This window comes from Jatrophihabitans sp. (genome assembly GCA_036399055.1).
Classification (GTDB): Bacteria; Actinomycetota; Actinomycetes; order Mycobacteriales; family Jatrophihabitantaceae; genus Jatrophihabitans_A.
Genome location: DASWNX010000042.1, coordinates 19148 through 36879, shown reverse-complemented (window position 1 = coordinate 36879; position 17732 = coordinate 19148). Strand labels below are relative to the sequence as shown.

Below are 17732 nucleotides of genomic sequence, written 5' to 3'. Positions count from 1 at the left end.
CGCAAGGTCCGACAGTGCTTGACAAATCGGGCTTTAGGGAGCAATGCTCAAGGGCTCAGCTGCACATAAGAAAGCCTGCTGCACCGCAGGATTCTTCCTACACCTTCCCCAGCCGAGCGATGCTGGAGGTTTGTCATGCCTGTCAAGTCCGACAATGCTGGACACGGTGTCCATCGGCGCCGAGCGCCGCGCTGGACTGCCACCAGGCGCCGGGGATAGCTGCCATGCGCCTACGCAGCAGAGAGGTCCTCGTCGAGTGCCTGGAACTGGCCTGCATCAGCGAACGTGAGCTCGCTCGACGCGCCGGGTTGAGCCACTCCACGGTCAATCACCTGTGCACCGGCCGCCGTGACTCCTGCTCTGCGCAGAGCGCCGGCGCGATCGAACACGCGCTCGACCTCGATAAGGGCAAGCTGTTCGTGTGAGGCCGTCCCGGTCGCTCGGGTGAGGCCGTCCCGGTCGCTGGTGTGAGGCCGTACCGGTCGCTCGTGTGAGGCCGTCCCGGCCCGGCTGGGCGGTCAGCCGGCCTGATCGAGCCCGGTCACCAGCGAGCCGCCGGCGTAGATGTTCATCCGGCCTGGACGCACCATGCCGGCCAGCACCAGGTCGTGATCGCGGGCCAGGTCCACCGCCAGGTCTGAGGGCGCCGACACCGCCACCACGCCGGCCACCCCGGCGGCCACCGCTTTCTGGATGATCTCGAATGACACCCGGCCGCTGACCACCAGCAGCAGATCCGCAGCCGGCAGCCGGTCGGCGAACAGCGCCCACCCGGTCGCCTTGTCCACCGCGTTGTGCCGCCCGACGTCCTCGCGGACCACCAGCAGCTCACCGGCCGCCGTGGCCAGCGCGGCGGCGTGCAGCGAGCCGGTCCGCTGGAAGGTCCGCTGCCGCTGCCGCACCTGCTCCGGCAGCCCCTGCAGCACCTCGGCCGGCACCGTCCAGCCCTCGGTGTGGGCCGCCCACCGGCGCAGCGGGCTCAGATCCAGGACGTCGGCGCTGCAGACCCCGCACGCCGCGCCGGTCACCCAGGCCCGCGGCCGGGGCGCCTGGACGCCGGCGGCCAAAGCCAGGTGCACTTGGTCGACGCCCCGGCCGCTGACCCCGTCCGCTGCGCGCAGCTCGAGGTCGTCGGAGGTGCGGCACTGCCGCAGGCCCAGCAGGTCCGATGCCGAGCGGACCCCTGACTCGACGGTCAGCCAACCTGCCGCGAGCTCGATGTCATGGCCGGGGGTCCGCATCAAGGTGGCGATGGACTCGCCGGACACGATCAGGTTCAGCGGCGCCTCGACGGTCAGCTCGTCGCCGACGGACTCGACACTGCCCGCGGAGTCCGGCGCGCTGAGGACCCGGGTGATCCGCCGTCGCGCTGTCATGACAGCCATCTGAGCAGCCTCGTCTCCCGCGGTCCGGGCCGCGCGGTGTCCAATCTAGCGAGCAGGCCAGGGCGCCGGGTGCGCCGGCCGCCGCGGGCTAGGGTTGGCCGGACATGACGCCGGGGGAGTGAGTGATGCCAGCAGTTCTGACACGGCCCGCCGGGCGTCGGCCATGACGCTGTTCGGTGAGCCGGAGTCCGACAGCGCGCCACCGCCGGCCGGCCCGTCGGATGGCTTCAGTGGCGCCGATGACCCGAACAGCCCGCTGGCGGTCCGGATGCGCCCGCGGTCGCTGGACGAGGTGCTCGGCCAGCAGCAGCTGCTGGGCCCAGGCTCGCCCCTTCGCCGGCTGGTCGAGGGGGACGCGCCGATGTCGCTGATCCTCTACGGCCCGCCGGGCACCGGCAAGACCACGCTGGCCACCATCGTCTCGACGGCCGGCAACCGGCGCTTCGTGCAGCTGTCGGCGCTGAGCGCGGGTGTCAAGGACGTCCGGTCGGTGATCGACACCGCCCGCCGCACCCTCGAGCACGGCGGCCGGCCCACCGTCCTGTTCATCGACGAGATCCATCGCTTCTCCAAGACCCAGCAGGACTCGCTGCTGGCCGCGGTCGAGGCCCGGACCGTCACCCTGGTCGCGGCCACCACCGAGAACCCGTACTTCTCACTCGTCGCGCCGCTGCTCTCGCGCAGCCTGCTGCTCACCCTGCAACCGCTCACCGACGACGACGTCAGCCGGCTGGTCGACCGGGCGCTGACCGACCAGCGAGGCCTCGGCGGCGCGGTGAGCCTGAGCGAGGAGGCTCGCGACCACCTGCTCCGAATGGCCGGAGGCGACGCCCGTCGAGCGCTCACCGCCCTGGAGGCGGCGGCGGGCTCGGTGCTGTCCGGCGGGGGCCGTGAGATCAGCCTGGCCGCCCTGGAGCAGGCCGTCGACACCGCCGCGGTGCGTTATGACCGCGACGGCGACCAGCACTACGACGTCGTCAGCGCGTTCATCAAGTCGATCCGGGGCTCGGACGTCGATGCCGCCCTGCACTACCTGGCAAGGATGATCGTGGCCGGTGAGGACCCGCGGTTCATCGCCCGTCGGCTGGTCGTGCACGCCAGCGAGGACATCGGCATGGCCGATCCGACGGCTCTGCTGGCGGCCACCGCGGCTGCCGACGCGCTGGCCCTGATCGGCATGCCCGAAGCCAGGATCAACCTGGCTCAGGCCACCATCCACCTGGCGCTGGCGCCGAAGTCCAACGCGGTGATCACGGCCATCGACGCGGCCATCGGCGACGTCCGGGCCGGCTCGGCCGGCTCGGTTCCCGCGCCGCTGCGAGACGGGCACTACGCCGGCGCCAAGAAGCTCGGGCACGCCCAGAAGTACCAGTACCCGCACGATCTGCCCGAAGGCGTGGCCGCCCAGCAGTACCCGCCGGACGAGCTGGTCGGCCGCGACTACTACCTGCCGGGCCAGCGTGGCGCCGAGCGCGCCATCGGCGAGCGGCTGGCCAAGTTGCGCGCGATGATCCGCGGCATCCGGCGCTGAGCGGTCAGCAGGTAGGGTCCACTCGACATCCGAGGTGAAGGAGGCAGGGCTCGTGGACGCTGGAGCTATCGCCGCGTTGATCGCCGCAGGCGCTTTCGTCCTGCTGGTCCTGCTGCTCGCGATCCCGCTGCTGAAACTCGGCAGGACGCTGGACGAGGCGACTCTGGCGATCCGCAAGACGCACGAGGGCGCCACCCCGTTGCTCACCGGCGCTCAGACGACGGTGGCCAATGTGAACAGCCAGCTCCAGCAGATGGAGGGCATCACCCACGGCGTCAGCTCGATCACCTCCAACGCCGCGGCGCTGACCGCGATCGTGTCCTCGACCGTCGGCACCCCGCTGATCAAGGTCGCGGCCTTCTCCTACGGAGTCCGCTCCAGCGTGCGCAAGCGGCACGACACCCAGGCCATCGCGGAGGCCAGGCGCAACCGGCGAGTGGGCCGGCGCGGCGGGGGGCGCTGAGATGCGCAGGCTGTTCTGGGTGGCCCTGGGCGCCACTCTCGGTGCGTTGGTCTTCCGCAAGCTGTCCCGGGCGGCTCAGAAGCTGACGCCGCAGGGCGTCGCCGGCAGCATCGGGGCCGGGCTGTCCGAACTCGGCTACTCGCTACGTGAGTTCGCCGCCGACATCCGGGAGGCCATGTCCAGCCAGGAGGCGGCGCTGCGTGCCGCGGCCGGACTGGATTCGGGCTCGGTGAGCTCCCTGTCACCCGGCGGCGCCGAGGCGGCAGCCGGCGCGGTGGCGCCCGGCCCGGCCGGTGACGTCGCCGCGGCGGTCAGCCCCACGGCTGACCGGCCGGCAGCCGGCGCTCCTGAGCGCCGCGCGTTCGACGACCGCCCTTCGGCCGACGCCTGAGCCAGCCTGCGGTGAGCCGTGCAGAGGTGAGCCGGCAGCGGGCCGAACGGGCGCCCGGCGTCTGGTTCGGGGTCGACGTCGGCTCGGTGCGGGTCGGAGTGGCCCGCAGCGATCCGCGAGGGGTGCTGGCCGTTCCGGTCGCCACCCTGCGCCGGGATCAGCGGCTGGGCGCCGACCTCGACGAGTTGAGCGCGCTGCTGAGCGAGCACGAAGCCGTCGGGGTGGTGATCGGCCTGCCGCAGACGCTGGCCGGCCGGGCCGGGCCGGCGGTGCGCGAGGCCCAGGACTATGGCCAGGCGCTTGCGGCGCGCATCGCTCCGCGTCCGGTAGTTTACGTTGACGAGCGGCTTACCACAGTGCTGGCGCAGCGTAACCTCAATTCCAGCGGTGTTCGGGGCCGCGCCAAGCGTTCCGTGGTGGACCAGGCCGCGGCCGTGGAGATCTTGCAGTCGTTCCTGGACGGTTCCACCAGCAGCACCCTAGATAGCGGGAATCGACCAGCAGCACCCCCTGAATAGCGGATTCGGAAGGGTCACAACCGGTGGAGGGTTCGATCGACGAGCTGCGGGACGACAATCATCCGTTGTTCGGCTCCGACGACGACGCGTCCCACGTCCCGGGCGCTCGCAAGCGGGCCCAGCGGCGGCGGCAGAAGCGCCGTCGCCGTCACCGGCTCGCGCCGATCGTGGCGATCGTGCTCATCCTCGGCCTCATCGCGGTCAGCTACAAGATCGTCAGCTCGGTCAGCAAGCGGTTCGCCACCCCGGACTACGCCGGCGCCGGGCAGGGGTTCACCCGGGTGAAGATCTCTCCCGGCGACGGCGCAAGCGATGTCGCGGCGGCGATGGTGAAGGCCGGCGTGGTCAAGTCCAGCCGGGCGTTCGTCAACGCCGCGGAGAGCTCCGGCCGGGCCAGCGACATCCAGGCCGGGGTGTACCGGGTGCCGCTGCGCTCCTCCGGCGAGGCCGCGATGGCCGCCATCCTCGACCCGGCCAACCGCCTGGTGTCGCAGGTGACCATCCCCGAGGGCTACACCGAACGCCAAGTGCTCACCCTGCTGGCGGAGAAGACCGAACTTCCGGTGGCCGAGCTGCGCGCCGCCGCCGGCAGGATCTCCAACCTGGGCCTGCCCGAGGGGCTCAACCCCAAGACCGCCGAGGGTTTCCTGTTCCCCTCCACCTACGAGTTCGACCCCGACCAGTCCGCTGACGAGGTCGTGCAGCAGCTGGCCGGCCAGTTCAGCGCCGAGTACCGCAAGCTCGGCTTCGCAGCCGGGGCCAAGGCGCTGCGGCTGACGACCTACCAGGCGCTGATCATCGCCTCGCTGATCGAGTCCGAGGCCAAGTTCCCTGAGGACCGGCCCAAGGTGGCCCGGGTGATCCTGAACCGGATGGCCAAGGGCACCCCGATCGGCATCGACGCGGCCAACAGGTACGGGGTGGGGCTGACCGGCAAGGACCCGGACTCGGTGACCTACACCGAGGACTCGCCCTACAACGTCCGCATCCGTCCCGGCCTGCCGCCGACCCCGGTGTCCAACCCGGGTGAGGCCTCGCTGCGGGCGGCGATCCAGCCGGCGGCCGGTGACTGGCTCTACTACGTGGTCTCGGACTCGGCCGGCCATCACGTCTTCACCGCCGACGAGGACGTGTTCACAGCCGCGGTGGCCAAGTGCAAGGCGAACGGCTGGGGCTGTTAGTTGCCGCCCCGTTCGGCGGCGGTGCTGGGCAAGCCCATCGAGCATTCGCTCTCACCGGTGCTGCATCGCGCGGCCTATCGCGCGCTCGGCCTGACCGGCTGGGCTTACGCCGCGATCGAGTGTGACGAGCAGGGCCTGGCCGGGCTGCTCGCCGGCTCGGACGAGCAGGTGGTGGGCTACTCGTGCACCATGCCGTTGAAGCGGCAGGTGCTGCGAGTGGCGAGCTCGGTCAGCCCCGAGGCCGCCGCCATCGGCGCCGGCAACACCCTGCTGCGCCGGGGCGCGGGCTGGCATGCGGACAACACCGACTGGATCGGGATCCGCGACGCGCTGGCCGCCGGCTCGGCGCCCATCGACGGAGCGGTCACCATCCTGGGGGCCGGCGGCACCGCCCAGGCCGCGTTGGCCGCCTTGGCCGCGCGCGCCGGGCCGGCCGGGTCGGGGGGCTCGGCTGCCGGCCAGGTCACCGTGCTGGTCCGCGAGCCGTCCCGGGCCGGGCCGCTGCTGGCCAGCGCCCAGCGGCTGGAACTGCCGGTCACGCTGGCGTCGCTGTCCGAGCGGCGGCACTGGCTGGACGCAGACCTGATCATCGCCACCCTGCCGGCCGGCGCCGCCGACCAGTTCGCAGACCTGCCGTTTCACCGCGGCCAGGCGCTGTTGGAGGCGGTGTACCACCCGTGGCCGACCCCGCTGGCGGCCGCGCTGACCGCCGCAGGCGCTCCGGTCGTCAGCGGCGCGGCGATGCTGCTCTACCAGGCCGCCCGCCAGGTCGAGCTCATGACGGGGAGTGCAGCTCCAGTCGAGGCCATGCGAGCTGCGCTGCTGGCAGCCGTCCCGGGCCGCCTCGCCTGATCCGGCTCTCGGCCAGCCGCAGGTCCACCGGGGTGTCGCAGTCCGCGCCGAAGGCGTCGAAGTCCGGCAGGTAACCGACCTCGACCGAGTCATACAGCGCCCGCACCGGCCGGCCGGCCGGCTCACCCAGCCGGTCCAGAGCCGCGTACAGCGCTGCCGTCCGCCACGCGGCGGCCAGGTGGTTGACCCGGCCGGTCGGCTCCACCAGCGCGGCGGCCTCGGCCGAGCCGCTGGCCAGCAGCGCTCGCAGCGGTCCCAGCGCCCCGGCGATGAACGGCAGGTCCGCGGCCAGCACCAGCACGACCGGCTGCGTGACATGCCGCAACCCGGCGCTGATCGCCGCGACCGGACCGCTGCCGGCCGGCTGCTCCCGGCAGAACAGCGGCTCGCCGATCCCGATCCGGCTCGGGCCGACCACTATCTGGCGGTTGGCGGCGCTGCAGGCCAGCACCACGTGATCGAGCATCGGCCAGCCGGCCAGCTTGTGCAGCGGCTTGGCCGGAGGACCCATCCGGCTGCCCCGGCCACCGGCCAGGATCAGCGCGTCGAAGGCCGAGTCGAGTCCGGCGCCAGCCCGGACCAGGGCCAGCGCGGCCGCCGTCCGGGCCCGAGCGGGGGTGTCGCCGAACAGGCTGAGCAGGGTCAGGGCGAGCTGAAAGCTGGCCGCCGCGCCGTCGCGGTCACCCTGCTCGAACTGGCGAACGCCGATCGAGTGCAGGGTGCCGGCTTGCCGCTCACGTCCCAGGGCATGCCGCCAAGCCTGCTGGTGGTAGCGCTCAGCCGCCGCGAAGTCGGAGAGCAGGCAGTGCAGGTCGGCCAGCCGCAGCAGCACGCGCCACGGGTCGGCGCTGACCGCAGGCTCGTCCAGCAAGCGCCGGCCCTCGGCCAGTCCCTGCTCGGCCTGGCCCAACAAGCCCAGCAGGAACAGCCGCTGCAACGGCTCGGCGCCAGGCAAGGACTGCTCGACGCGACGCCGGTCGACCAGCACTTCACGCAGGCTGGACGGATCGATAGCCCAGCCGGTCTGCTCGCCCACCTCATCATGATGCTGGTCGGACCCCGGAAGAGCCGCATCGCCCGGGGTGACACAATTCGCGGGTGATGCGCTGGATGACTGCTGGAGAGTCCCATGGCCCGGCCCTGGTGGCGATCCTCGAAGGATTGCCCGCCGGAGTGCGGATAACCACGGCCGACATCGGCCTGGACCTCGCCCGCCGCAGGCTAGGTTACGGCCGCGGCGCCCGGATGAAGTTCGAGCAGGACGAGGTGGAGCTGACCGGCGGCGTCCGGCACGGCGTGACGATGGGCGGCCCGGTGGCCGTCCGGGTCGGCAACACCGAATGGCCCAAGTGGCAGACAGTGATGGCCGCGGACCCGGTGGACGCCGACGTGTTGGCAGCCCAGGCCCGCAACGAGCCGCTGACCCGGCCCCGGCCCGGCCATGCCGACCTGGCCGGCATGCAGAAGTACGACCTCACCGACGCCCGGCCCGTCCTGGAGCGGGCCAGCGCCCGGGAGACCGCGGCGCGGGTGGCGCTGGGCGTGGTCGCCAAGAACTTCCTGCGGCAGTGCCTCGGCGCCGAGCTGGTCAGCCACGTGACCTCGATCGGCTCGGTCTCGGCGTCCTGGGACACCTTGCCGCGACCCGAGGACGCCGCCCGGATCGACGCCTCCGAGGTGCGCTGCCTGGACGCCGAGGCCAGCGCCGCTATGGTCGCGCTGATCGATGAGACCAAGCGGGCCGGTGACACCCTCGGCGGCGTGGTCGAGGTGGTGGCCTACCACCTGCCACCGGGACTGGGCAGCCACATCCAGTGGGACCGCCGGCTGGACTCCCGGTTGGCCGCCGCGCTGATGGGCATCCAGGCGATCAAGGGCGTCGAGGTGGGCGACGGTTTCGAGCTGGCCCGCACCCCCGGCTCGCGCGCGCACGACGAGATCGCGCGCGACTCCGATGGCGCGGTCCGACGCCGGTCGGGCCGAGCCGGCGGCATCGAGGGCGGCATGAGCACCGGTGAGGTGCTGCGGGTCCGAGCGGCCATGAAGCCCATCTCGACGGTGCCGCGGGCGCTGGCCACTGTCGACGTCGCCACCGGCGAGCCGGCGGTGGCGATCAACCAGCGCTCCGACGTCTGCGCTGTGCCGGCCGCCGGCGTGGTGGCCGAGGCGATGGTCGCGCTGGTGCTGGCGCAGGCGGTGCTGGAGAAGTTCGGCGGCGACTCGGTCACCGAGACCCGCCGCAACGTGCGCTCCTACCTCGACCGCCTCGCCGAGCGCGAGCTCACCTCGGGCGAGCCGGTCCCCGACGGCGCCGAGACCGGGTTCTGATGCCGCCCCGGGTGGTGCTGGTCGGGCTGCCGGGCAGCGGCAAGTCCGCCGTCGGCGCCGCGCTGGCCAGCCGGCTCGAGGTGGCCTTCGCCGACTCCGACGAGCTGATCACCCAGCAGACCGGGCGTTCGGTCAGTGAGATCTTCTCCTCCCAGGGCGAGCCGGCATTCCGGCAGCTCGAAGCCGACCTGATCGCCGAGGCGCTGGTCAGCTTCGACGGCGTGCTGGCCCTGGGCGGCGGGGCGGTGACCACTGAGTCGGTGAGGCAGGACCTGCTCGCCTCGGGGGCGCCGGTGGTGCGGCTGGGCGCCGGGCATGAGGAGCTGCTGCACCGGATGGCAGGCAGCGGCGACCGGCCGCTGCTGGCCGGCGATCCCGCGGCTCGACTGGCCGACCTGGCCAAGGCGCGGGCCGGGTTGTACGCGCAGGTGGCCTCGCTCAGCATCGACACCAGCGGCCGGTCGGTGGCCGAGGTGGCTGCCACCCTGCACCGCCAGCTGGTCGGGCAGCCGTCATGAGCGAGCCGAACACCCGGATCCAGGTCACCGGCGACCGGTCCTACGAGGTCGTCATCGGCACCGGCCTGCTCGGCGAGCTGGCCGGGCTGCTCAGCGGCGCCCAGCGGGTCGCGGTGATCCACCCGCCGACCCTGCTGGCCACTGCGGAGGCGGTGCGCGAAGACCTCACTCGGGATGGCTTCCAAGCCCACCTGATCGAGGTCCCGGACGCCGAGGACGCCAAGACGCTGGCCGTCGCCGGGTTCTGCTTCGACGTGCTGGGCCAGATCGGCTTCACCCGCAGCGACGCGATCGTCGGGCTCGGCGGCGGCGCCACCACCGACCTGGCCGGGTGGGTGGCCGCGTCCTGGCTGCGCGGCGTGCCGATCGTGCAGGTGCCCACCACACTGGCCGGAATGGTCGACGCGGCGATCGGAGGCAAGACCGGGGTCAACACCGACCGCGGCAAGAACCTGGTCGGGGCCTTCCACCCGCCGGTCGGGGTGCTGTGTGACCTGGCGGCGTTGAAGACCCTGCCGGTCAACGACTACATCGCCGGCCTGGCTGAGGTGGTCAAGTGCGGCTTCATCGCCGATCCGGCGATCCTCGACCTGATCGAGGCCGACCCGCAGCGGGTGACCACGCCGGGCAACGAGCGCGAGCGTGAGCTCATCGAGCGGTCGGTGGCGGTCAAGGCGCGGGTGGTCTCGGCCGATCTCACCGAGCAGGGCCCGCGGGAGGTGCTCAATTACGGGCACACCCTGGCCCACGCCATCGAGAAGGCCGAGCGCTACAGCTGGCGCCATGGCGCGGCGGTGTCGATCGGGCTGGTCTACGCGGCGGAGCTGTCCCGAGCGCTGGGCCGGCTCGACGACACGACTGCCGACCGGCACCGGGCGATCCTCAGCGCGCTGCGGCTGCCGGTGTCCTACCGGGCCGGGGAGTTCGGACGCCTGCTGGAGACCATGCGCGTCGACAAGAAGGCCCGCGGCAATCGGCTGCGGTTCGTGCTGCTGGACGGCCTCGCCCGGCCGGTGACGGTAGATGACCCGGACCCGGCCGTGCTGGCCGCGGCGTACTCGGAGGTGGCTGGAACCGATGAGTGAGGATCGCAGCGACGAAGGAGCGAGGACCGGAGCGGGTGACAGCGATGAGTGAGGATCGCAGCGACGAAGGAGCGAGGACCGGAGCGGGTGACAGCGATGAGTGAGGACCGCAGCGACGAAGGAGCGGGTCCGGTCCGGGTGCTGGTGCTCAACGGTCCCAACCTGGGCCGGCTGGGATCGCGGGAACCGGAGATCTACGGCAGCACCACCTATCCGGAGCTCGCGGCGCTGTGCGTGCGAGCCGGCGCCGAGCTGGGGCTGGCCGTCGAGGTCCATCAGAGCGACGCCGAGGCCGAGCTGATCGGCTGGCTGCACCAGGCCGCCGACCAGCGCCTGCCGGTGGTGCTCAACCCGGCCGGCCTGAGCCACACCTCGATAGTGCTGCGCGACGCCGTCGCGGCCCGCACCGCGCCCTTGGTCGAGGTGCACATCTCCAACATCCACGCCCGGGAGCAGTTCCGACACCACTCGCACGTCTCAGCGGTGGCCTCCGGGGTGATCGCGGGCCTGGGCGTGGAAGGCTACGTGCTGGCGTTGAGCTGGCTTTCCTCGACCGCCGCTGACCGGCCGCAGCCGAGCCAATAGACTCCGCTGCGTGCAACGCTGGCGTGGTCTAGAAGAGATTCCTGCCGGATGGGGTCGCTGTGTGGCCACCATCGGGGTCTTCGACGGCCTGCACCGCGGGCATCAGCAGATCATCGCCCGGGCCCGGCAGCTGGCGCAGGAGCGGTCGCTGCCGACGGTGCTGGTGACCTTCACGCCGCATCCGTCGGAGGTGGTGCGTCCCGGCAGCCATCCGCCCCAGCTGACCACCAACACCCGCAAGGCCGAGCTCGCGGCCGAGTCCGGCGTCGACGTGGTGGTGTTCCTGCCCTTCACCCTGGAGTTCTCCAAGCTCACCCCTGAGGAGTTCATCCACGAGGCGGTGGTCGCCGAGCTGCACGCCGACGCGGTGGTGGTGGGGGAGAACTTCCGCTTCGGCCACAAGGCCGCCGGCGATGTGGCGATGCTGGCAGACCTGGGCCGTCGCTGGGGGTTCCAGGCCGAGGGTGTGACGCTGCTGGCCGAGGCCGGCCGGCCGATCTCCTCGACCTACATCCGCTCCTGCGTCGAGGCCGGTGACCTGGGCGCCGCCGCGCACGCCCTCGGCCGGCCGCACCGGCTCGACGGCGTGGTGGTGCGCGGTGACCAGCGTGGCCGGGGCCTGGGCTTTCCGACGGCCAACGTCCGCACGGCGTCGTTCGCGGCGGTGCCCGCCGACGGCATCTACGCCGGCCGGGTGGTGCAGATCGACGAGTGGGGCAACACCAGGGCAGGCATGCCGGCCCTGCCGGCGGCCATCTCGGTCGGGAGCAACCCGACCTTCGAGGGCCGGCACCGCTCGGTCGAGGCGTTCGTGTTGGACTTCGAGGGCGATCTGTACGGCCAGAACCTCGGCGTGGAGTTCGTCCGCCGGCTGCGCGGCATGATCAAGTTCGACTCGGTCCAGGACCTGGTCGCCCAGATGGCCGAGGACGTCGTCCAGACCCGGCAGTTGCTGGGTTAGGAGCGCCTGCGCCCGGCTGCTAAACTTTGCACCGCTAGGACGGCCACCGCGCCGCCGAGTGCCAGCAGCTGCGTTCATCACCTGTCGTGAGTCAAACCGACGGGGCGTTCCTGCATAAGATCGAGGAGAAGCGTCGTGCCGCTAACCAAGGACGTCAAGCAGCAGCTCATCACCGAGTACGGCGCCTCTGACACCGACACCGGGTCGGCCGAGGTGCAGATCGCCATGCTCAGCCGTCGGATCGCCGACCTCACCGAGCACCTGAAGGGCCACAAGCACGACCACCACAGCCGCCGTGGCCTGCTGTTGCTGGTCGGCCAGCGCCGCCGGTTGCTGAACTACCTGATCAAGACCGACGTCAACCGTTACCGCTCGATCATCGAGCGGCTCGGCTTGCGCCGATAGCGCCGCCGGGAGCCCTGCGCATCGCAGGGCTCCCGTTCTCGTTGTGCGGGGCGCCTTCAACCGAATGCCGCTCTGCGCGATCTTGACAACTGAATCCCATGCCGGAGCTGAGCGCTCGCGTCAACCGCACGTTGGCGCCGAAGACAGTGCGGCTCCACGAGGTCGGTCCTCGGTAGTGGCGTCCTGAACCCAGGGCTAGGCCCTCATCGCTCAGGCGCTTCGATCGAAGACCGGCACCGCACCCGCCGAGATCCCTCGGCTCACCGATGTGCGCGTGACTCGCTCCGCCCGGCTCGTAACAGCGCACCGCGCTGCCAACAGAGAGGCGGACTCCTATGTCCGAAAACGACGCCGTAAACGGCATCACCGAGACCGTGGCCACCATCGACAACGGATCCTTCGGCACCCGCGTGATCAGGTTCGAGACCGGCCGGCTGGCCAAGCAGGCCGCGGGCTCGGTGGTGGCCTATCTCGACGAGGACACCATGCTGCTGTCGGCCACCACGGCCGGCAAGAGCCCCAAGGAGCAGTTCGACTTCTTCCCGCTGACGGTCGACGTCGAGGAGCGGATGTACGCCGCCGGCCGGATTCCGGGATCGTTCTTCCGGCGTGAGGGCCGCCCGTCCGAGGACGCGATCCTCACCTGCCGGCTGATCGACCGCCCGCTGCGCCCGACCTTCATCAAGGGTCTGCGCAACGAGGTCCAGGTCGTCATCACGGTGATGGCGCTCAACCCCGACCACGCCTACGACGTGCTGGCCATCAACGCGGCCTCGGCATCCACCCAGATCTCCGGCCTGCCGTTCAACGGCCCGATCGGCGCCACCCGGGTCGCGCTGATCGAGGGCCAGTGGGTGGGTTTCCCGACCCACACCGAGCTTGAGCGGGCCACCTTCGACATGGTGGTCGCCGGCCGAGTCGTCAAGGGCGCCGACGGCGCCGCCGATGAGGTCGCGATCATGATGGTCGAGGCCGAGGCCACCGAGAACACCATCGACCTCGTCGCCGGTGGCGCGACCAAGCCGACCGAAGAGGTCGTCGCGGCCGGGCTCGAGGCAGCCAAGCCGTTCATCGCCACGCTGTGCCAGGCGCAGTCCGAACTGGCCGCCGCGGCCGCGAAGGAGACCCGGGAGTTCCCGGTGTTCCTGGACTACCAGGACGACGTGCTCGAGGCGGTCACGGCCGGTTACAGCGACGCCACCGCCGCGGCGCTCACCATCGCCGACAAGCAGGACCGCGAGCTCGAGCTGGACCGCGTCAAGGAGCAGGCGAGGTCCGAGCTGGCTGAGCAGTTCGCCGGCCGCGAGAAGGAGATCGGCGCCGCCTACCGGTCGCTGAACAAGAGCCTGATCCGCCAGCGGGTGCTGCGCGACAAGATCCGCATCGACGGCCGGGGCCTCACCGACATCCGGACGCTGTCAGCCGAGGTCGAGGTGCTGCCGCGGGTGCACGGCTCGGCGCTGTTCGAGCGCGGCGAGACCCAGATCCTGGGCGTCACCACGCTGAACATGCTGGGCCTGGAGCAGAAGCTCGACACCCTGAGCCCGAGCCGCACCAAGCGCTACATGCACAACTACAACTTCCCGCCGTACTCCACCGGCGAGACCGGCCGGGTGGGCTCGCCCAAGCGGCGTGAGATCGGGCACGGCGCGCTCGCCGAGCGTGCCCTGATCCCGGTGCTGCCCAGCCGCGACGAGTTCCCGTACGCGATCCGGCAGGTGTCCGAGGCGCTGAGCTCCAACGGCTCCACGTCGATGGGCTCGGTCTGCGCCTCGACGCTGGGCCTGCTCAACGCCGGTGTGCCGCTCAAGGCGCCGGTCGCGGGCATCGCGATGGGCCTGATCTCCGACACGGTCGACGGTAAGACCGAGTACGTGGCGCTGACCGACATCCTCGGCGCCGAGGACGCCTTCGGCGACATGGACTTCAAGGTCGCCGGCACCAAGGACTTCGTGACCGCGCTGCAGCTGGACACCAAGCTGGACGGCATCCCGTCCGAGGTGCTGGCCGCGGCCCTGTCCCAGGCTCGCGACGCCCGGCTGCACATCCTGGACGTGATGGCCGAGGCGATCGACCGGCCCGACGAGATGAGCCCGTACGCCCCGCGGGTCACCGTGGTCAAGATCCCGGTGGACAAGATCGGCGCGGTGATCGGCCCGAAGGGGCAGATGATCAACGCCATCCAGGACGAGACCGGCGCCCAGATCAGCATCGAGGACGACGGCACCATCTACGTCGGCGCCTCGGACGGGCCGGCCGCGGCCGCCGCGGTAGACCGGATCAACGCGATCGCCAACCCGCAGATGCCCAAGGTGGGCGAGCGGTTCCTGGGCACCGTGGTCAAGACCGCGGCGTTCGGCGCCTTCATCTCGCTGCTGCCGGGCAAGGACGGCCTGGTGCACATCTCCAAGCTGGGCAACGGCAAGCGGATCGGCAAGGTCGAGGACGTCGTCAACGTCGGCGACAAGCTGCAGGTGGAGATCGTCGAGATCGACCAGCGCGGCAAGATCAGCCTGGTGCCGGTGGCCGATGACGCCGCCAACGCCGGCGAGACGGTTCCGGCCGGATCGGGCGCCACCGAGGAGTAACCAGCGCTGCCTGTTCTGTCTTACGATCTGATTTACATAGAAGCGGGTGTCGGACTTCGGTCCGGCACCCGTTTTGTACGAGCTCGATTGATCGAGTCACCTATGCGAAGCCTCAGATCGGTTCAGAGAGATTTATGGTCATCGAGCTGTGATGTTGCGTGTTCTTGTCCCGACGCCCTGCAACTGATCGCAGCGCATGCCGGGGAGCGCTTATGGCAAGGGCCGGCGCTTGACCCGTAGCCGCTTCCCAAGCCACGCCAAGCGGGCGTGAAACACTAGACTTACGTGTTGACGATGAAGGGATGAGCTATGAGCGTAGCGACGCCACCACTCGATCGGTCGATGTCGAGCTCGGCGACGTACGACATCCCGCGGCTGCTGAACCTAGCCTCGACCGGCAAGCTGCGCGTCCCCCGATTTCAGCGATCGTTTGTGTGGGACGCGGCCGACGTTCGCCGTCTCTTCGACAGTATCTACCGCGGCTTTCCGATTGGGACGCTATTGCTATGGCGTCAGCAGGTGCCGGCTGAGTCCATTGCCTTTGGAGGTGTGCAGCTTAGAGCTCCAGCGTCAAGTGACGCACTCATGGTCGTGGATGGCCAGCAGCGCATCACAACTCTAGTAGCGGCGCTTTCTCCAGATCCCCTATTCGTAGATGAGCGCTTTGAGGTGTTTTTCGACTTGGCGCGCAGGCGGTTTGTCGGATCGAACCGGGGGATGCCCCCTCCGCGCTCAATCCCTGTACGCGAGACCCTTGAATCGCGCAGCCTACTTGCCTGGTTAAGAGGTCACGGCGATCAACTAGAGGAAAGCGACTTAGAACTTGCTGACGAGTTAGGCGGTGCCCTTCGGGATTATCGAGTGCCTGCTTATATCGTCGAGGGGAACGACGAGCGGCTGCTCCGCGAAGTCTTTGATCGAGTGAATAGCGCAGGCAAACCGATCACTCGCGCTCAAGTATTTCATGCTTTGTTTGCTAACGAGTCTCAGCCGGGTAGTCCTGCCACGGTTGTGCAGGAACTGCAGCGCACCGGATTCGGTGAGATCCCTGAAAGCCGTGTAGTGCAAAGTCTTCTGGCAATGCGTGGAGGAGACGTTCAGCGCGACATCCATGAAGAGTTCGCGGACGATGAAGATCCAGCGGATTGGTATGAACAGACCGAACATGCCCTGGATAGAAGCATTCAGTTCCTTAAAGCAGAGGGTGTTGTGCACCAGCTTCTATTGCCCTCAAGTTTTCCCCTTCCTGTGCTTGCCGCGTTCTTCCATTTGCACTCAGAACCAGAGCCGTCGGTGGAAAAACTTCTTTCCCGGTGGTTATGGCGCGGATGGGTTCACGGCTTCGGTCGCGAAGGTGGTCAAACCCCTACACTCAGGCGTGCAGTAAGAACAATAAATCCGAAGAAAAAACTTCCTCACTTGGCTCCGGATGAGTTCACAGCTGTTAAGGCTCTTTTGGAGCCTATCCGCGATCAGGAAATTGAGGAGCTGGGGCTATCCCCCTTTAGAACCGACAACGCGAATGCACGTTTGGTACTGATCACGTTAGCGTCCCTTAAGCCGCTTGATCCAGCGACAGGGAAGCCAATTGACGTTGCAGCGGCACTCGGTAAGTATGGCGTAGATGCAGTTGGTGACCTGGTTCCCCGAAAACGATCTGATGTCGGGGCTCGGGGCTTTTGGCTTCCGGACTGGGAGCCTCTCTCTGGGTTTGAAGATGATGCAATTCTAGCGAGTCACGCGATTACTCGGGAGGCCGCAGCCTTTTTGCGTGCTGGAGATATAACCAGCTTCCTGGCTGACCGGGCTGCACATGTGCAGGACCTCACCGTTGCCAGGGTGAACAGCAAGCTCGCTAGTGGCATGAATGCACGTCCACCGCTTTCGAGTCTTCTCGTTCCTGACCCTAAGTCTGAGTCTGCATGATTAAGGTCGATGCGCTGTTAGTCCAACTTCAGCGCCCTACGGGCGAATGGATAGACGTCGGAATCCTTCGATCTCGCGAGAACACTAACTGGTTTGAGGTAGACGATTCCTACTGGGCGCAGCCCCGACGTCCAGTTCTTGGACAGATTTTTGAGGATCGCCCCGTTAGCTGGAGGCCAAGTAGTCACGTGGCACTTCCTCGGTGGTTTTCCCACCTCCTGCCAGAAGGCCAGCTCCGACATGCGGTAGCCAATGCAGCTGGAATCCATGAAACGAGAGAGTGGCAACTCCTAGCAACGCTTGGAAGTGAAGACTTGCCGGGAGCTGTCCGTGTAGCTCCTTGGAACTCGGATTCTGCGACAGAGGCCCCGGCAGTTCAAGCTGAGGATGAAGAGGCACTGGGCGTTGATCCTGTGCTTAAATTTAGTCTCGCCGGCTTACAGATGAAATTTTCGATCCATAAATCTGCACGTGGCTTAACCGTTCCGGTTTCTGGTACGGCTGGCAATATGATTCTGAAGCTTCCGGATGGTCGACCTGGCTTTCAAGGCGTCCCCGAAGCAGAGTTCGCTGCTATGACGCTTGCTGGGGCAGTTGGTATTCAAATTCCACAGGTACAGCTGTTATCTGCACGTGAGGTCAAGGGTCTCGGAGAGTGGGCGGAAGTAAGCAACCGGCTGTCGTTTGCGGTGGCTCGATTCGACCGTTCAGAAGATGGGCGGCGAGTACACGCAGAAGAGTTTGCACAAATTCTCGATATACCTCCAGCGCGGGAGCGATCGAAGTATGATTATACCATTTTGAAGCGATTGCTAACGTTGCCGCAGGGCTAGCAGGCTTAGAAACTGTAAGCGAAGTAATCGATCGGATCGTTCTTAATGTTCTCGTTGGCAACGGTGATGCCCACCTCAAAAATTGGGCAATGACCTACCCCGATGGAATGAATCCTCGGTTGAGCCCAGTGTACGATGTTGTTCCTACGGTACTATATATGAAGGCAGACAACTTAGGGCTT

Annotated in this window: 18 protein-coding genes; 16 read left to right on the top strand and 2 right to left on the bottom strand. The window is 68.7% G+C overall.

The genetic code is table 11. From position 1 onward, the window contains the following. Window positions 1–224: 224 nt before the first annotated feature. Window positions 225–425, top strand: coding sequence for a helix-turn-helix domain-containing protein (locus tag VGB75_19340; GenBank protein HEY0169204.1), 201 nt, complete (start codon window positions 225–227; stop codon window positions 423–425). Window positions 426–518: 93 nt separating this feature from the next. Here the strand turns inward: VGB75_19340 and VGB75_19335 are convergent, their stop codons facing one another. Beyond that, window positions 519–1376, bottom strand: coding sequence for a formate dehydrogenase accessory sulfurtransferase FdhD (locus VGB75_19335; protein HEY0169203.1), 858 nt, complete (start codon window positions 1374–1376; stop codon window positions 519–521). A gap of 172 nt (window positions 1377–1548) precedes the next feature. On the opposite strand from VGB75_19335, the gene VGB75_19330 reads away from it, so the two are divergent. The 6 genes from VGB75_19330 to VGB75_19305 are packed head-to-tail and all read left to right on the top strand — an operon-like array spanning window position 1549 to window position 6321. Next, window positions 1549–2916, top strand: a complete 1368-nt coding sequence (locus VGB75_19330; GenBank protein ID HEY0169202.1) for a replication-associated recombination protein A — start codon at window positions 1549–1551, stop codon at window positions 2914–2916. Window positions 2917–2968: 52 nt separating this feature from the next. Then, window positions 2969–3379, top strand: a complete 411-nt coding sequence (locus VGB75_19325; GenBank protein ID HEY0169201.1) for a DUF948 domain-containing protein — start codon at window positions 2969–2971, stop codon at window positions 3377–3379. A 1-nt stretch (window position 3380) separates the two neighbouring features. Then, complete coding sequence (locus tag VGB75_19320; protein HEY0169200.1) at window positions 3381–3770, top strand: hypothetical protein; 390 nt, start codon at window positions 3381–3383, stop codon at window positions 3768–3770. A gap of 11 nt (window positions 3771–3781) precedes the next feature. Next, window positions 3782–4288, top strand: a complete 507-nt coding sequence (gene ruvX, locus VGB75_19315; protein ID HEY0169199.1) for a Holliday junction resolvase RuvX — start codon at window positions 3782–3784, stop codon at window positions 4286–4288. Window positions 4289–4311: 23 nt separating this feature from the next. After that, on the top strand, window positions 4312–5469 hold the full coding sequence (gene mltG, locus VGB75_19310; GenBank protein HEY0169198.1) for an endolytic transglycosylase MltG: 1158 nt from the start codon (window positions 4312–4314) through the stop codon (window positions 5467–5469). Next, a complete protein-coding gene (locus tag VGB75_19305) occupies window positions 5470–6321 on the top strand; it encodes a shikimate dehydrogenase (GenBank protein ID HEY0169197.1) in 852 nt (283 codons plus the stop codon). Here the strand turns inward: VGB75_19305 and VGB75_19300 are convergent. After that, window positions 6245–7357 carry an NTP transferase domain-containing protein gene (locus VGB75_19300; protein HEY0169196.1) on the bottom strand — a complete coding sequence of 371 codons (1113 nt, stop codon included), beginning with the start codon at window positions 7355–7357 and terminating at the stop codon, window positions 6245–6247. The two genes, VGB75_19305 and VGB75_19300, sit on opposite strands and share 77 nt — an antisense overlap. A 74-nt stretch (window positions 7358–7431) precedes the next feature. Here VGB75_19300 and aroC point away from each other — a divergent pair, with 74 nt between their 5' ends. The 9 genes from aroC (at window position 7432) to VGB75_19255 (ending at window position 17550) form a co-directional block, all read left to right on the top strand. Then, window positions 7432–8649, top strand: coding sequence for a chorismate synthase (gene aroC / locus VGB75_19295; protein ID HEY0169195.1), 1218 nt, complete (start codon window positions 7432–7434; stop codon window positions 8647–8649). After that, a complete protein-coding gene (locus tag VGB75_19290) occupies window positions 8649–9167 on the top strand; it encodes a shikimate kinase (GenBank protein ID HEY0169194.1) in 519 nt (172 codons plus the stop codon). The genes aroC and VGB75_19290 overlap by 1 nt, the downstream gene beginning before the upstream one ends. Then, the gene (gene aroB, locus VGB75_19285; GenBank protein ID HEY0169193.1) at window positions 9164–10252 is read left to right on the top strand and encodes a 3-dehydroquinate synthase; all 1089 of its coding nucleotides are present in this window, start codon (window positions 9164–9166) and stop codon (window positions 10250–10252) included. The genes VGB75_19290 and aroB overlap by 4 nt, the downstream gene beginning before the upstream one ends. A gap of 96 nt (window positions 10253–10348) precedes the next feature. Then, the gene (gene aroQ / locus VGB75_19280; protein ID HEY0169192.1) at window positions 10349–10837 is read left to right on the top strand and encodes a type II 3-dehydroquinate dehydratase; all 489 of its coding nucleotides are present in this window, start codon (window positions 10349–10351) and stop codon (window positions 10835–10837) included. Between the two features lie 10 nt (window positions 10838–10847). Beyond that, entirely contained in the window at window positions 10848–11798 is a 951-nt protein-coding gene (locus tag VGB75_19275) for a bifunctional riboflavin kinase/FAD synthetase (protein HEY0169191.1), read from the top strand. 135 nt (window positions 11799–11933) lie between these two features. Beyond that, complete coding sequence (gene rpsO, locus VGB75_19270) at window positions 11934–12203, top strand: 30S ribosomal protein S15 (protein ID HEY0169190.1); 270 nt, start codon at window positions 11934–11936, stop codon at window positions 12201–12203. Between the two features lie 335 nt (window positions 12204–12538). Beyond that, window positions 12539–14791: a polyribonucleotide nucleotidyltransferase gene (locus VGB75_19265; GenBank protein ID HEY0169189.1), complete on the top strand. Its 2253-nt coding sequence runs from the start codon at window positions 12539–12541 to the stop codon at window positions 14789–14791. Window positions 14792–15100: 309 nt separating this feature from the next. Continuing rightward, the gene (locus VGB75_19260; protein ID HEY0169188.1) at window positions 15101–16717 is read left to right on the top strand and encodes a DUF262 domain-containing protein; all 1617 of its coding nucleotides are present in this window, start codon (window positions 15101–15103) and stop codon (window positions 16715–16717) included. After that, window positions 16714–17550, top strand: a complete 837-nt coding sequence (locus VGB75_19255; protein HEY0169187.1) for a HipA domain-containing protein — start codon at window positions 16714–16716, stop codon at window positions 17548–17550. The genes VGB75_19260 and VGB75_19255 overlap by 4 nt, the downstream gene beginning before the upstream one ends. Window positions 17551–17732: the final 182 nt, after the last annotated feature.